The sequence below is a fragment of the Phenylobacterium sp. genome (assembly GCF_016793225.1).
Classification (GTDB): domain Bacteria; phylum Pseudomonadota; class Alphaproteobacteria; order Caulobacterales; family Caulobacteraceae; genus Phenylobacterium.
Map to the genome: position 1 here is coordinate 62,359 of NZ_JAEUMN010000169.1, position 16,343 is coordinate 78,701.

At 68.5% G+C, this 16,343-nt stretch carries 9 protein-coding genes; 4 read left to right on the forward strand and 5 right to left on the reverse strand.

Annotated elements, in window-relative coordinates; translation table 11 throughout:
- Positions 1-10: 10 nt before the first annotated feature.
- Genes JNK30_RS20225 through JNK30_RS20240 form a run of 4 tightly spaced genes read left to right on the forward strand, consistent with a single transcriptional unit; the run spans position 11 to position 5,879 of the window.
- Positions 11-1,657, forward strand: a complete 1,647-nt coding sequence (locus JNK30_RS20225) for an acetolactate synthase large subunit (RefSeq protein ID WP_293485101.1) — start codon at positions 11-13, stop codon at positions 1,655-1,657.
- Between the two features lie 25 nt (positions 1,658-1,682).
- A complete protein-coding gene (locus JNK30_RS20230; protein WP_293485103.1) occupies positions 1,683-3,116 on the forward strand; it encodes an aldehyde dehydrogenase family protein in 1,434 nt (477 codons plus the stop codon).
- Positions 3,117-3,167: 51 nt separating this feature from the next.
- Positions 3,168-4,001 carry a phosphodiesterase gene (locus JNK30_RS20235; RefSeq protein ID WP_293485105.1) on the forward strand — a complete coding sequence of 278 codons (834 nt, stop codon included), beginning with the start codon at positions 3,168-3,170 and terminating at the stop codon, positions 3,999-4,001.
- 3 nt (positions 4,002-4,004) lie between these two features.
- Positions 4,005-5,879: an adenylate/guanylate cyclase domain-containing protein gene (locus JNK30_RS20240; RefSeq protein WP_293485107.1), complete on the forward strand. Its 1,875-nt coding sequence runs from the start codon at positions 4,005-4,007 to the stop codon at positions 5,877-5,879.
- A 7-nt stretch (positions 5,880-5,886) separates the two neighbouring features.
- On the opposite strand, the gene JNK30_RS20245 is transcribed toward JNK30_RS20240, so the two are convergent.
- The 5 genes from JNK30_RS20245 to JNK30_RS20265 all read right to left on the reverse strand — a co-directional run.
- Positions 5,887-7,356, reverse strand: coding sequence for an MFS transporter (locus JNK30_RS20245; RefSeq protein ID WP_367118767.1), 1,470 nt, complete (start codon positions 7,354-7,356; stop codon positions 5,887-5,889).
- A gap of 134 nt (positions 7,357-7,490) precedes the next feature.
- Positions 7,491-11,468 (reverse strand): hypothetical protein, encoded by a 3,978-nt coding sequence (locus tag JNK30_RS20250; protein ID WP_293485109.1) that lies wholly within the window; start codon positions 11,466-11,468, stop codon positions 7,491-7,493.
- A 7-nt stretch (positions 11,469-11,475) separates the two neighbouring features.
- Positions 11,476-13,488, reverse strand: a complete 2,013-nt coding sequence (locus JNK30_RS20255) for a hypothetical protein (RefSeq protein ID WP_293485111.1) — start codon at positions 13,486-13,488, stop codon at positions 11,476-11,478.
- A 3-nt stretch (positions 13,489-13,491) separates the two neighbouring features.
- A complete protein-coding gene (locus tag JNK30_RS20260; RefSeq protein ID WP_293485113.1) occupies positions 13,492-15,450 on the reverse strand; it encodes a heme-binding protein in 1,959 nt (652 codons plus the stop codon).
- Positions 15,447-16,343: hypothetical protein (locus JNK30_RS20265; protein ID WP_293485115.1), on the reverse strand; the 897-nt coding region annotated here is incomplete at its 5' end. The genes JNK30_RS20265 and JNK30_RS20260, both read right to left, overlap by 4 nt.

The following is a 16,343-nucleotide window of genomic DNA, read 5'->3' on the forward strand; positions in this document are numbered from 1 at the left end:
GGGGAATACGATGACCAAGGCTTCCGATCTGTTCGTGCAATGCCTTGAGGAAGAGGGCGTCGAGTATGTCTTCGGCGTTCCGGGCGAAGAGAACCTGGACTTCCTCGACAGCCTCTCCCGCTCCAAGAAGATCAAGCTGATCCTGACGCGCCACGAGCAGGGCGCGGGCTTCATGGCGGCCACCTTCGGCCGCCACACCGGCCGGACCGGCGTCTGTGTCGCCACCCTCGGCCCCGGCGCCACCAACTTCGTCACCGCGGCGGCCTACGCCACGCTCGGCGGCATGCCGATGATGATGCTGACCGGCCAGAAGCCGATCAAGAAGTCCAAGCAGGGTCGGTTCCAGATCCTCGACGTGGTCGACATGATGAAGCCGATCACCAAGTACACGCACCAGCTTGCGTCGGCCGACAACATCCCGAGCCGCGTGCGCGAGGCTTTCCGCCTCGCCGAAGAGGAGAAGCCGGGCGCCGTCCACATCGAGTTCCCAGAGGACGTGGCCGACGAGCAGACCGACTCGACCCCCCTGTCCAAGAGCAACGCGCGCCGCCCGGTCGCGGACGAAAAGTCGATCCGCGCGGCCACCAAGCGAATCGAGCAGGCGAAGAGCCCCATCCTGGTGATCGGCGCCGGCGCCAACCGCACCATGACCAGCCGCATGCTCACCCAGTTCATCGAGAAGACGGGCATCCCCTTCGTCTCGACGCAGCTGGGCAAGGGCGTCGTCGACGAGATGAACCCCAAGTTCATGGGCTGCGCCGCGCTCTCGGCGGGCGACTTCGTGCATCGCGCCATCGAGGCCGCCGACCTGATCGTCAATATCGGGCACGACGTGATCGAGAAGCCGCCGTTCTTCATGCAGCGCGGCGGCACCGAGGTGATCCACATCAACTTCCGTTCGGCGGAGGTCGATCCGGTCTACTTCCCGCAGTACGAGGTGATCGGCGACATCGGCAACGCCATCTGGCAGATCAAGGAAGACATCCTTCCCCAGTCCAGCTGGGACTTCTCGGCCATGCACAAGGCCCGCGCGGCCGAGGTGGAGCACACCGCCAAGTACGACGGCGACACGCGCTTCCCGATCTATCCCCAGTACCTGGTCAAGCAGATCCGCGAAGCGATGCCGGACGACGGGATCATCTGTCTCGACAACGGCGTCTACAAGATCTGGTTCGCCCGCAACTACCCGGCCCGCAAGCCGAACACCGTCCTGCTGGACAACGCGCTCGCCACCATGGGCGCCGGTCTGCCGTCGGCGATGGCCAGCGCCATGGTCTACCCCGACCGCAAGGTCATGGCGATCTGCGGCGACGGCGGCTTCATGATGAACAGCCAGGAGATGGAAACGGCCGTCCGGCTGAAGCTGAACATCACCGTGCTGATCCTGAACGACAACTCCTACGGCATGATACGCTGGAAGCAGGCGAACATGGGCTTCAAGGACTGGGGCCTCACCTACGACAACCCCGACTTCGTGAAGTACGCCGAGAGCTACGGCGCCAAGGGCTTCCGGATCGACTCGGCCGCCTCCTTGCCGAAGGTGCTGCGCGGGTGCCTGGACACTCCCGGCGTGAACCTGATCGACTGCCCGGTGGACTACTCGGACAACGATCCCATCCTCAACAAGCAGATCAAGGAACTGAGCGCGGCCCTCTAGACGGCAGAACGCCAGGACACCGACCATGACCGCGCTTCGGGAATCGTACCCGCTGTACCTCGCCAACGAGGCCCAGACGCCAAACCTCGATCTGGAGGTGACGGACAAGTACACCGGCAAGGTGGCGACACGCGTGGCCTTGGCCAACGCGCAGATCATCGACGCGGGCATCGCCGCGACGGTGGAAGCCGCCGAGCCGATGGCCCGCATGCCGGCCTATGAGCGCCAGGCCGTGCTGCAGCACTGCGTCAATCGCTTCCAGGAGCGGTTCGAGGAGCTGGCGTTCGCCCTGTGCATCGAGGCCGGCAAGCCGATCCGCGACGCCCGCGGCGAGGTGACCCGCCTGATCGACACGTTCCGTATCGCCGCCGAAGAGAGCGTGCGGATGACGGGCGAGGTCCAGCCGCTGGACATCAGCCCGCGCGCCAAGGGCTACCAGGGCATGTGGAAGCGGGTGCCGATCGGCCCCTGCTCGTTCATCAGCCCCTTCAACTTCCCGCTGAACCTGGCGGCCCACAAGATCGCTCCGGCTCTAGCGGTCGGCTGCCCGTTCGTGATGAAGCCCGCCTCGCGCACGCCGCTGGGCGCCATCATCATCGGCGAGATCCTGGCCGAGACAAACCTGCCGAAGGGCGCCTTCTCGATCCTGCCGGCGCAGCGGGACGGCGCGGACCTGTTCACCACCGACGAGCGGCTGAAACTCCTGTCCTTCACCGGATCCCCCGGAGTCGGCTGGGATCTCAAGGCCAAGGCCGGCAAGAAGAAGGTGGTGCTGGAGTTGGGCGGCAACGCCGCGGTCATCGTCGACGCCGACACCGACCTGGACGACGCCGTCGAGCGGATCATCTTCGGCGCCTTCTACCAGTCGGGGCAGAGCTGCATCGGCGTGCAGCGGATCATCGTCCACGCGGACATCTACGACACGCTCAAGGACCGCCTCGTCGCGAAGGCGAAGACGCTCATCGCCGGCGATCCGCGCGAGGAGGCCACCTTCGTCGGGCCCATGATCGACGTGAAGGAAGCCCAGCGGCTCGACAGCTGGATCCAGGCGGCGGTGGCCGACGGCGCGACGCTGCTCTGCGGCGGCAAGCGCGAGGGCGCGATGCTCGAGGCCACCCTGCTGGAGGGTGTCGGCCGCAAGGCGGCGCTCTATGCCGAGGAGGCCTTCGGACCCGTGGCGATCCTCTCGAAGTTCACCGACTTCGGCGGGGCGCTCGCGGAGGTCAACGACTCCAAGTTCGGCCTGCAGACAGGCGTCTTCACGCGCGACCTCTACAAGATGCTCGAGGCGTGGGATCATCTGGACGTCGGGGGAGTCGTGATCGGCGACGTGCCGAGCTACCGCGTCGACAACATGCCCTATGGTGGCGTGAAGGATTCTGGGCTGGGTCGCGAAGGTGTTCGTTTCGCGATGGAGGATATGACCGAAATTCGGAATCTGGTCATCCGTCGGCGCTGAGCGTGCGTAATTGATTCCGGGACAGTGCGCGCTGCTTTGGGGAGGCGGCTTGTGTTGACGATAGCGCAGATCACGGATCTGCATGTCACCACAGAGAAGGATCCGCTTAACCAGAAGCGGAACGAGGATCGCCTGCGCCAGGTGATGAAGACGATTCACGCCTTGCGCCCAAGGCCGGTGGCGATCATCGCCAGCGGCGACCTGGTCGATCGCGGCGAGCTCGAGGAGTACTTCGAGCTGAAGCGGCTCATGGATGAGAGCGAGATCCCGGTCTACTACGCCCTGGGCAACCACGACGGGCGTGAGGCCTTCCTGCAGGTCTTCTCCGGCCCGGGCGCGCAGACGGACGAGGACGGCTTCGTCCAGTACGTCGTCGACTTCGGCCCTTTCCGCATGGTGGTCTGCGACACCCTCGAGGGGCCCAACCACGGCGAATACGACGAGGCCCGCTGCGCCTGGCTGGCGCGTACGCTGGATGCGGCGCCCGACCAGCCCACGGCCATCATCCTGCACCACCCGCCGATCCCCTCCGGCATCCGCTGGATGGATCCGGACCCCCGCTCGCCCTGGATCCTGCGCCTCGCCGAGGTGCTGAAAGGGCGCGACCAGGTGCAGGTCATGATGTGCGGGCACATCCACCGCGCCTTCACCGGCATCTTCGCGGGCCACATGGTGGCGTCCGCGCCCGCGACCTCCATCCAGCTCACCCTCGACCTCACCGAGGTCGACATGCACGTGCCGGACGGACGCGAGATCCTGGTTGAAGAGCCTCCGGGCTTCGCCCTGCTGATGGCGCACGAGGGAGCGCTCACGACGCACTGCTGCCTCGCGGGCGACTACACGCCAGCGGTCACCTACAACTTCCCCTTCAGGAAGCTCGCCTGATCCATGCCGAGCGGGGTCAAGCGCAGCGGCGTCCTGGGCAGCCTGCTCGCGCTACGGGATCGACTGAGGGCCAGCGGCGGGAAAGGCCTGGCCGACGCCCTGGTGCTTGCCGGCGTGACGGTCGTGGCCGCCAGCCTGGCGCTCGCCATGAACGTCACCACGCCCGTGCGCTTCGTGGAGAACCTGACCTACGACTTCCGGCTCGCCCTGGGGGTTCCCCCCGCGCAGCCCGGGGCCTTCGCCATCGTCAAGGTGGACGATCTCGCCCTCAACGCGATGCGCGATTCGTCCGAGTGCCGGTGCCTCGCGCCGATCAACAAGGCGTGGCTGGCCGACGTGCTGGTGGCGCTCGACGCCAAGGGCGTGAAGGCCATCGGCCTCGACTACCTGCTCGACACCTGGTCGTCCGACGAGGAGTTCGAAGCCTTCAGCCAGCGCATCGCGGGCGTGAAGGCCCCCATCGTGGCGGTGGTGGACCCGGCAATGACCCCGGGCGTCGACTTCAAGGTGAGCCCCAAGATCCGGTACTCGGACGCCAAGGCGCTGATCCTCACCGACTATGACGGCGTGGTGCGTCGCTACGACCCCAGGCCCGGGAAGATGCCCGCCCTGGCCACCGAGGTGGGGATCGCCGCCGTGGGGCTGAAGCCGCCGGCCGGGCCCTTCGACATCCGCTACCGCGCGCCGGATCCCACGGTGGAGGCCGAGAACGCCGGCGCCATCGCGCCCTCCTTCTCGGCGGCGCTGGTCGAGTTCATCCCGGCCAACCAGCTGAAGGACAAGATCGTCTTCATCGGACGCACGACGCGGGCCGCCACGGCGGACGCCGACACGCCTGTCGAGGACATGCACACGACCCCGCTGCGGTTCCTGGAGGGGCACTATCGCGGCACGCCCGGCGTCGAGGTCCATGTCCACGCGCTTTCGCAGATGATGGCCGGCGACCAGGTGAAGCGCTCGGGACCCCTCTGGACCACGGCCATCGTCCTGTTCTCGGCCCTCTTCGGATCGTTCATCGGCCGCTCGACCCAGAGCTGGTGGGTCTCGGTCGGCATCGTGTTCCTCGGGATCGGGATCGGCGCCGCGGGCGCGGTCCTGCTCTACAAGTACACGGCCGTGATGGTGCCCATGGTGGCGCCGGCCTGGGCCTTCGCCTTCGGCTTCTTCCTTCTGTCCCGGCTGTCGGCGGCCGAGTTGCAGAACCAACGGGCGTTCTATTCCTCGACGCTGGAGCGCTATCTCGCGCCGCAGGTGATCGACCGGATGGTGGGCGGGCAGGAGCAGGTCAAGATCGGCGCCGAAGAGCGCGAGATCACCGTGATGATCTCGGATCTGGAGAACTTCTCGAACCTCGTGGCGAGCCTGCCGCTCGAAACCTTCGAAGGGGTGATCAACGAGTACTTCGACGGCGTCATCGACATCCTGTGGAAGCACGAGGCCATGATCGACAAGATGACCGGCGACGGCATCATCGCGATCTTCGGCGCGCCCGTGCCCTACGAGGACCACGCCGACCGCGCCATCGCCTGCTGCCGCGAGATCGACGTCTACGCCCTGGAGATCCGCGAGCGGATGATCGCCCGAGGGATCAAGTTCGGCTACACGCGCATGGGCCTCTCGTCGGGCATCGGCCTGGTGGGCAACTTCGGCGGAGAACGCCGGTTCAACTACACCGCCTACGGCGAAGTGGTGGTGATCGCGGCCCGCCTGGAGGCCGCGAACAAGACCTTCGGCACGCGCATCCTGTTCTCGGGCGACACGCTCAAGCTGGCCAAGCGGGACGTGCCGATCGAGGCGGTGGGCGAGATCGACCTGAAGGGCGTGCCGGTCCCGATCCCGGCCTACACCACGCCCACCGTCGACATCGCCCGCCCGTAGCGGCCCCCTACCCTGCGGACCGGCCCCCCGCCGTTGCGCGGAGGTTGCGCCGATGGGCCGCCTCATCGATGCGATAGAAGCTCCAGGTCGCGATGGAGAGGCCGCTCAGCAGGACCATGACCGGCACGTAGACCCAGGCGACCTGCATCATGCTATCGAGGGTTTCGGGGCCTGGCCGCGCCTTCTCCGGGAACCCGGCCCAGGCCAGCAGCAAGCCTGGTATCGCTACGGCCAGGGAGTTGACGATGCGCTGGGGCAAGCTGTCCGCCGTCATCAGCAGGCCCTCGGCGCGGTCGCCGGTGGCGGCCTGCACGTCCTCGACGATGTCGGCCACCATCGAGGACACGATGATGAAGCCGCCAATCGTGCAGACCCCGGCCGCGAAAGCGAAGGCGCCCAGCAGCATCAGGAGCTGGGGCGACGCCTCGAGCGTCAGAAGGCCCAGGAGCTTGCCGATCATAGGCGCATGCATGAAGCCGACCCCCAGAAAGAACAGGGTCATGCACGCCCGCTTCTTGCCGAACCGCTCGGCCATGCGCGGGGCGAACAGAGCCGCCACGATCGGCGGCGGGATAGCGAGCAGGGACAGCACGAGAATGTCGCCTGACTTCAGCCCCCAAAGGAAGGTGTAGAAGTAGAGCCTCAGCCCGCTCTCCATGCCCAGCGTTATGCCCGCGAAGACGCCGGCCGTGACGGCGACGAGGAAGCTCCGGTTGCTCAGCGCCCGGATCACCCTGCCCGCCTGCACCCGCAGGCTGATCCGATCTGCGATCCTGGGCGGCTGGAACAGGCGTGGGATGGCGTGGCGGGTGCCCAGGGCCATCGCCAATATGGAAGCCGCGACGATGGCCGAGATGGTCAGGGACAGCGGCCCGTATCCCGCCGGATTCAGCTGTCCGACGGGGTACTCCGGCGTCGCACGCAGGAAGACGCCGTATATCAGGACCGTGGCCACGCCCGACGTCGCGGCGCCGATCATCCACCGGTAGCTGATCAGCACGGTGCGGTCGTGATACGCCTTCGCAAGCTCCGGACCCAGCGCGTTGCTGGCGATCTCGAAGACGCTGAAGCTCACGTTCAGGAACAGGCCGGTGGCCAGGACGTACCAGAACATCTGGTCCGCCGCCCAGTCCTGCGGCGGATGCCATCGGAAGTAGATGGCGACGGGGATCAGAAACAGTCCCGCGACGAGGAATGGGTGCCGACGGCCCCAGCGCGTGCGCGTCTGGTCCGACGCGTTGCCGATGAGCACGTCGATCAGTGCGTCCGAGAAGACCGTGACCGACAGGGCCAGCGCCACCACCACGGCGGGGACCCCGACCACCTGGTTGTAGAAGAACATCGCCAGGGCGCCGAGCGCATTGAACGCGCCCGGAGCGGCTGAGCCCAGACCGTAGAACAGCTTGATGCGGAAGCTCGCCTTCGGAGGCGCGCCGTGGTCGTCCGACGTCGCCGTCTCATGCGCAGGGTCGATGATCGCGCGGCCTCCCGACTGCGCCTCTTCCCCAGCCCAGGGTGCGAACCGGCGCCGGCCGTTGTCAAGCTCGAAGGCGCAGAGCCGCGGGGAGGTTCGCCGCGACCCGGGTGCGCCCTATCCTCGGCGGAACGCGCCTAGCGCCCGGCGGCAGCCTCGCTGACCGGAACGCCCAGCCAGGCGCTCATGTCCGCCTCGTCGGTGACGCGGTACGGCCGGCCCCAACGGTCGGTGAAGAAGCGCTCCATCTCGGGCCGCGTGAACGGCCGGGAGCCCAGGCGGCCGAAGATGGCCATCTGGTAGCCGGTCTCGTCCACGCCGCGATCCCGGTCCAGGCCCTTGGACAGCGCCAGCGCCGGCATCGGCGTCTTCGCCCAGGCGATGAGCTCGGGCTTCGGCGCCGGCGAGAAGCCGTAGAAGTTGGGCTGGCTGGAGGGGCTGGTGATCTGCAGCACCTTCAGGCCGTTGCGGCCGTCGGCGACGTAGGCGAAGGCCGACGCGTTGGTGGAGGCGACGATCACGTCCTCGGCGTCGTTGAGCTGTCCGCCCGCGTCGAACTTCTGGTAGACGCGCGGTCGCTCCGGCCGGGTCACGTCGACGATGACGAGGCCCTCGCGCTTGGCCGCCACGTAGGCGTAGGTGCGCGCGATGTAGACGCGGCGAGCGTCGGCGATCGGAACCGTCGCGCCTTCGACAAGCTTCGGCTGGTCCAGCTTGGTCACGTCGAGCACTTCCAGGCCCCGCTGGGTCGTGACCCAGAGGTAGCGGAACTGCAGGGCCGAGGCCCGCACGTCCGGCAGGGCGACCGTCGTGACGTGCCGCGGCTTGAGCGGGTCATCCAGATCGACCACGACCAGGCCCGCGTCGGCGGCGATGTAGGCGTAGTGCCCGCCCAGGGTGATGTGGCGCGCGCCGCGCAGGACGCCGCCGCCGTTCCAGGTCGCGGCCCGCTTCAGCTTGTTGTTCCGCGGATCGCCGTCGGCCAGCGTGTTCACGTTCACCAGGATCAGACCTTCCTCGGCGTCGGTGATGACGGCGTACGAGTAGATCGGATGGAACTTCTGCTCCTGGTTCACCTCGAGCAGGCTCGACTGGCCGCCCGTGAACGGGTTCGGCACCATCATCTTCTGCATCGCCTCGTTGCGAAGCGGCGCGATGTTCTGGTTGGTCGGCAGCGCCATGCAGGTGGCGTTCGCGGAGTCCACGCGCGTGTCGTGGCCCACGGACGAGAACGGCGCGGTGATGACCGGCTGCGAGACGCTCTTGTTGGCCACGCTCGCGATGTCATAGACGCGGAAGCCGCCCTTCCCTTCGGCGACGAACATGTACTCGCCGCGCATCTGCAGGCAGCGGGCGGGGCCTTCCGACTTGTGGACGATGTTGCGGATCCACTCCGCGCCGTCCTCTTCGCCGCCCTTCAGGCCCTTGGCGAACGGAGCCCCGCGCACCCGGGTCTTGATCTCGCGGCCGTGGCCTTCGACGTGGTCCTTATAGAAGTCGGGATAGGCGTATCGGTGCAGGTACGAGCCGAAGACCGCCTGCGGTTCGCTCCACTCGCTGACCCGGACCGCCTCGATCCCCCCGTCCAGCCCGACCCAGGCGTTCTGGCCCACGAAGTTCACGTAGTTGGTCCCGAGCAGGAGCAGTTGGGCCATGATGGCGTTGTTGTCGTTCGCCGCCGAGACGTGGCAGTCCGTGCAGGTCTTGGTCTCGGTCGTGCGCACCGTGTGCGGGAAGTGCGGCGCGAACGCCTGGCTGGAGAAGCCCGAGGCCGCGATCGGCGGCTGCTGCACGTAGATGCGTTCACGGTTCACGTTGGTGGAGGACAGCACCAGCGCCGACGACGAGCGCACCGGGGCGATGGTCGCGCCCTTCGTCGTCATGTGCTTGCCGAGCTGGTACATCTCGTCGCGCGCCACCTGCGGATTGTAGGTCGCATAGTTCCGGGTGGTTTCGCCCTCGTACTTGTGGACCTTGGCCTCCCAGTTGGCCTCGATGGGCAGGTGGCAGCCCGCGCACGCCGTGGTCCACGCCGTGTGGCAGGCGAAGCACTCCATCTCCTCGTCCTTGTGCGCGCGCTCGCCGGCGGCCACGCCGGGACCCCATGTGAACGGACGGCCGTTCTGGCTGATCTTGCCCATCAGCTTGGCGCGGGCGGCCTTCGCGTTGAAGTCCGGGTTGCCGCGGCTGACGCTGTCCTTCACCAGCTTCACCCGCCACTCCAGCTTGGGGTCGAGGAGCGAGCGCTGGACGAGCACGCGGCGGCCATCCTGCTCGACCCACTCGAACCGGCGCTGACCGTCGGGGTTGCGCAGCAGGGACAGGTCGTTGCCCTTCTCGTCGGCCGCGGGGCCGGAGGTCCTCAGGGTCGGGTACGCGTCGGCCGTGCCGTGGCAGTCCTTGCAGCGGATTTCGACGGCGTTGGCGACTTCGCCATAGATCAGGCCCGAGCCGTGGCTGTCCTGGGCGAAGTGGCAGTCGGCGCACTGCATGCCCTTCTCGGCGTGGATGTCCATCATGTGGACCGCCTTGCCGGGGCTGTTCTGGCCGGCGGGCGTGAACTTGGGCGCGTCCTTGCGCACGAACTTCTCGGGATCGTCGTTCGAGACGATCTTGCCCTCGGCGTCGAGGAGGTTGCCCTCACGGTCGCGCTTGAAGATGGCGCGGAAGTTCCAGCCGTGGCCGTGGTAGTCCGCGAACTGGGTGTCCTTCAGCTTGGCGTTCAAGTCGAAGACGTTGCGCAGGAAGTCCAGGTCGGCCCACTTGCCGCGCGGCGCGGCGCCTTCCGGGTTGCGGTCCAGGACCTTCCGGATCTCCTCGGCCGTCGGATACTTCTGGCGCTCGGGCCACATGAACGGCGCGTCGGACTCGTAGTCCCACATCGTGTAGCCGAGGTAGGTGTTCACGAACATGTTCGGCTGGTGCATGTGGCAGTTCATGCACTGGGCCGTCGGAATGGCGCGCGTGAACGCGTGCTTGATCGGGTGCCCGGACTCTTCCTTGCTGATCGTGGGATCGACCTGCGCCGACTGGCCGTCGCGGCCGTAGGGCGCCCAGGTCAGGCTGGCGTGGGGCTGGCGGTTGTTGGCGTAGACCACGTGGCAGCCGCCGCATCCGGACGTGCGGTAGTCGCCCGGCTGGTCGTTGGTGCCCATGAACCACATGAAGGGGTCGTTCAGGCGGGTCTTGTGGATGTTCAGCACCGGGATCGCCACGCGCAGGCCGGTGCCGGGACCGCGGTTCGACTGCTTCAGGTCGGGCCGGCCGGGTTCCTCGAGGCGCTGCAACGCGCCGTTCGCGTTGGGCAGGCCCACTTCGGCGAACTGGGTGTTGATGTTGCGGCCGCCGCGCTCGAACACCCGGAAGATGTCGCCGGGGGGCACCACGTGCCACGTGGGCAGCGGGTAGAGGGTGGGCAGCGCGCCGCGTTTGGCCTGCTCGGGCGTGACCTTCCCGGGCGGGTTGCCCGGCGACACCAGCCGCGCCGGCTCGCCATGCGTGGTGTAGGCCTCGCCCAGGACGTAGTTCTTGAAGGGCAGGATCCCGTTGTTGTACGAGCCGCCGCCCCAGAGCATGGCGCCGGTCGACATCAGCGACCGCTCGGCCCGCTCGATGATCTCCATGTGGCAGGCGCCGCAGGCGAGCCGCGCGACGCGGTAGTCCGACGGGTTCACGAAGCGGACGAACTCGGGCGATTCCTTGTTCAGCAGCGTGTAGCTGGCCTTGGGGTTCGCCGAGCTCGGGTAGTGCCAGGTCTTGGGGTACTTCGGCAGCACGTGGCCCTTGTCGCGGATCCGCGCGTACTCGGGCGACGTCTTGGCGAGGCCGGCCGGCGCGATGGCGGTCGCGTCCCCGCCGTGGCACGAGGTGCAGCCCAGCTTCACCGCCTGGCTCACGTGCATGGTCTTGGCGTCGGAGTCGGTGTGGCACGAGACGCAGCCCTTCGACGCCGCATCGGCCTCCGCGTCGGTCATGCCCAGCTTGGCCGCCGGCGCCATGACGTAGCTGCGCTTCACGGGCTTCTCGCCTTCGGCCGCCTTCAGGGAAAGGGGCGCGACCACGGTCAGCGCGATCAGCGCTCCCAGCCTCAGCCATTTTTTCCCGGATTTCAGCATCTTGACCCTAGAAGGTGAGAATCGCGTTGAGCAGGATGGAGTAGTACTGGTCGTCCCGGCCGGCGTTGCTGAACAGGTCCTTGAAGCCCTTGCCGGCGTCGAACACCGCCCCCGACGCCCGGAAGACGATGTTCTGCGTCATGTGCGGGCGCCAGATCGCCGACAGCGAAGCGTCCCAGCCCAGCGACTTGGGGATCGAGCCTTCCTGGCGCAGGTTCTGGACGATCGTCGTGTTGACGAACCCGATGTGGTTCACGTTGGCCGAGAGCCGCAGCTCGGGGGTCACGTCGAAGTCGGCGCCGCCGCCGAACAGGGTCGTGCCCGGATTGTTGAAGTTCGACTGCCCTTCCTCCTTGGAGGCGCGCAGGCTGTTCAGGACGCCGTTGCGGGCATTGACGCCGATGACGCGGCCGCCGCCCGCGAAGGGGATCGTCTGGCGGATCCAGTAGCTGGTGTCGGACCCGGCGAACTGCGGGTTCTCGAAGATGGAGTCGAAGCCGCGCTCGGTGTTGTCGTACGGGTTCTTGTCGCCCGAGGCGTAGAGGAACGAGCCGCGCACCCGGATCCAGTTGAAGTCGATCGACGGCTCGGCCGCCAGGAAGAAGGCGCGGATCTTGGCCTGGCGGTCGGTGAAGATCGACCGCCGGTCCTCGCCGAACGCGTAGTAGGCCGACGCCGTGATGTTGTAGCGGCCCCAGTGCCCGTCGGCGTTGTAGCCCAGGTAGGTCACGTCGTAGTCCCGGCCCCGGAGGGTGCCCAGGAGCGCCGGGCGCTGCGGGAACCCGTTCTTGTCGACGTAGATCTCGTCGCCTTCGCGGTTGCGGTTGTGGACCACGGTCAGCTGCGAGGTCAGGCCGGGCACGGGCAGGTCCTGACGATAGACGTTCGCCACGAACACCCAGTCGTCGCGCAGGCGCTGGGTCAGGTCGTTGAGGCCGGAGTTCGTGTCCTTCTCGACGCGCCAGAAGGCGCCCAGGTTGTACTGGATGCGGTTGTTGTCGCGGTTGCCGAAGAAGCGCACCCCGAGCTGGTTGTCCTGGAAGAGGAAGCCCCGGAAGTCGCTGGAGAACGGCTGGATCCCCACGCGCACCGAGTCGAAGTCGTAGCGCGCGCCGACGTTGCGCAGGTGGTAGTCGACGAACAGCTCCTGCACGCCGATGAACGCGTCGTTCCGGTGCGTCTTGCGGCTGGGCTCGACGTAAAGGACCCGCTTCTCGGGCACGTCGACGTAGTTGTCCTGGAACGCCAGGGCGACGCGCACCTCGTACTCCGGCGGCATGTAGGCCGTGGAGCCCTTGATGATCGAGCCCGCGACGATGAAGGTCTGGGCCAGCACCAGCGAGGTGTTGCGCCCGAAGATGTCGAGGCTGCCCGCCCGGGAGGTCGTCTGCACCGACACCGGGATCGGGAAGCTGCGCGGCTCGACGACGGTGTCCGAAATCGCCGTCAGCGCCAGGAACAGGTTCTCGGTGCCCGCGATCGGGATATCGCCCTTCCAGAAGTTCTGGTTGTAGGGATCCCACCACCGCGGCTTGGTGACGCCCAGCGCGCCGGCCAGGCGCCAGCGGTCCGGTATCGGAAACTCGTCCTTCGGGAACGCCTCCGGCGGGGGCGCACGGACCGCGCCGGGGTTGGTCTGCTGGATCTCTTCCGGATACTCCTCGACCCTGCCAGGCCGGCGTCGTCCCTCGAGCGGGGCCGCGTCCGCCGGGGGCGGCAGGGAGTCGGCCGGAGCCGTGGTCTCGAGTTCGGCCGCGGCCGGAGGCGGCGGCGAACTGTGCTCCTGCGCGGCGGCGTTGCTCGCGAGCGCGACGGCCGAGACGGCGCCGCCGGCCACCCCGGCGTCCGCGAGAAGGTCGTCGATGCTGCGGAAGGCCGTCGGCCCCGGGCCGCAGGTCCGCTGCAGGATGTCATCGATGCTGAGGCCGCCGTTCGCCTCGGCCCCGGCCTTCGCCGCAGCCTCAGCCTGCCCCGCGAGGGCGGCGAAGGCGACAAAGGCGAGAAGCTGAGCGCGTCGCATGCCTTATTTCCCTTGGCACGCGTTCTGATCGTTCGTGTCGAGGAACGGCGCGAACGGACAGCCCACGTAGCGCAGGCGCGTATTCGTTGGACCCACGAACAGGGTGTCGGAGCGAATCGCTACCGGAGCGTTACCGACGCTGCCGCCGACCTTCAGTCCGCCGTTGTGCGTGCCCAGGAAGGCGATCATGTCGTCCTGATCGATGCCGTCGCCCGACACGCCGATGGCGCCGACGAGACGGTTCCCCCGGTAGATCGGCACGCCGCCCGGGAAGATCTGCAGGCCGTTCTGCAGGCGGTTCTGGCCCGGCGCCACCTCGGGCAGCGATGTGCAGCGCGCCGGCGTGTCGGCGTTGGCGCCCAGCACGAAGCCCAGGTGCTGGCCGATGTTGCCGATGATGAGGGCCGACTGCAGCCCGGTGGAGAGCGGGCTCCACTGGCTGATCGGCCGCGACAGCGGACCGGGCGGGCGGCCAACTTCGCCGTCCGGGAAGTAGGGCCGATGCAGGTTGCCGATGGCCCGCGGCGTGATGGCGTTCTGGCCCGTGAGGGCGTTGGCGTTGCCGAAGAAGTCGCGCGTGCGCTGCACGAAGCTGCGCACGTCGGCGCTCGGGTCGGCCGAGAGCGTGCTGGCGGCGAACGTTCCCGAGAACAGGTTGGTCGAACGCGCCTTCTGGGCCGAGACGTCGATGCCGAACACGGGCGCGTCCGGCGAACGCACGATGCCCAGGATCTGGCCGCGGCTGTCGACCAGGGTGATCGTGACCTCGGCGCGGCTGTCGAGCGGACGGCGGATCTGCCCCCGCGCCCGGCTCATGATCGTGAAGGCCTCTTCGAGCAAGGCGCGCGATTCCGCCGCCGAGAGCGGCGTCAGGCCGTCGGCCGCGTCGGTGCCGCCGCGGATGGGGAAGCGGTTCGATCCGGTCCCGTCGCTCAGCACCATCGCGCCCGCGATCGAGAACTCGGCCGAGGTGGCCAGGCGGAGGCCCGAGGCCTCGGAGCCATAGGCCTGGCCGGCGAGAGCGGCGCCGCCGGCATAGTACCCGGTGACCGCCGTGAAGCTGCCCGCCGCGCCCAGCGTCGAGAAGGCCGGCGCGCTGGACGGCGTCGTCCGGAGCGTGCCCGTCGAGGCGTCGGAATAGCGGAGCGCCGTGCCGTCGACGGTGATCCGGTCCGCCCGCTGGTCGACCGGCGCGTCGAAGCCCACGGTGGCGGCGTAGGCGATGTTCTCCTCGTCGTCCGCGTCGACGTCTAGGATGTTGCGGTCGAAGCCGTAGTCGCCGTCGCCGACGACCCCGACGCCGCCCACGAGCGTTCCGTTCTTGTAGATCGGGAACCCGCCGGGATCGGCCGACAGCCCCAGCGGCGAGCGGCGCGGTCCGATGCCCAGCGTCGCCCCGCGGTTCACGACGTCCGAGCAGGGAAGCGAGGAGAACTGCACCCCGAACAGCGGCCCGCTCTCCAGCCCCACGGCCGAGGGCGCCGGCGGGAAGTGCTCCTGCACGATCTGGCTGGCGGTGCGGGTCGAGAAGGCGTTGCCGCCCGACGACGAAAGGTAAGCGCCTGTGATCGCCTTGGCGATGGCCGCCGCCGCGGCCGGAACGACGACGCCCTGCGCGTCGAGGTTCGTGCCGGAGGGGCCGTCCCGAAGCCGCGTGGTCGCGCGCGCGCCGGCCATCGAGTAGACGGCCAGCACATTGCCCACGCGGTCCGTCACCGCGATCACGGACGGCAGGTTGCGGGCGCGGGCCTCGGCCACGGCCTGGGCGATGATCTGCTGGACTTCCGCGCTCGTGAGGGCGACCGGGGCCGGCAGGGTGTAGACCCCCGCCGCGGTCGGACCGGGCGCAGGAGGCGGCGGCTGCGGCGCAGGCGCGGTTCCGCCCCCTCCGCCGCCTCCGCCGCCGCAGGCCGCGAGCGCCAAAGCGGCCACACACACGGCCGAGCGCAGAACTGATCTCATCTGAGCGACCTCGCCGCCTGGGCGACCTGAGCCAGGGAGGCGCGGAAGGCCTCCGGGCGGTAGCTGTTCGGATCCCGGACCTGGGCGTAGGCCCGGTCGAGCAGCGGACGGACGCGCGCCACGGCCCCGCGATCGGCCTGGCCGGCCGCCACCAGAGCGTTGAGGAGCGTATCGGCCGCCATGACGGCCTGCGCGCTACCCGTGTAGTCGGTGTAGCGGCGCGCGATCTCGCCCGTCAGAACCGCATCGAGGATCGCCAGCGTCTCGGCGCGCGAGAAGCTCCGGGCCGCGAACGTGTCGGCGAGCGAGCGGGACGTGGCGGCCAGCCGGGCGGCGGCGCGAAGCGACTCGCCGCGGTCCCGCGCCATCGCCGCGTGGAAGGCCCGCGAGTCCGCCTCGAGACGCTGGGCCAGGCCGGGCGCGATCACCCGCGCCGCGGCCTGCAGCATGATCATGTTCTCGTCGTTGAACGGCGGCTGGCCGGACGGGATGGGGCGTCCGGGGTTGGCCTCCCACTTCGGCCGGGCGCGCGGATCATCCGAGATCTCGCGGTGGCAGGCGTGGCAGTCGAAGAAGTAGAGCTCGGGGAAGGCCCCCTGGTGCTTGCCGCCCTCGCCGTACAGCGACAGCGCGCGGTCGAGGGCCATGGCCTGCCCGACGGCCCAGGTCTTCACGCCGCCCGCGTAGCCCTTGCGCTTCACGTAGTCGGCGTCGACGTCCCAGTGCTGGACGATGCTGGAGAACAGGTCGAGCTCGAAGGCGACCCGCGGATGGCCGGCGGCCATCATGCGGTGATCGACGAACTGGCCCTGTCGCGAGCTGCCGAAGTGGCAATCGAGGCAGACGCCGGCGCGCACCTTCGGGTTCTCGAGCGGCCGCAGGCCGTTGGCGAC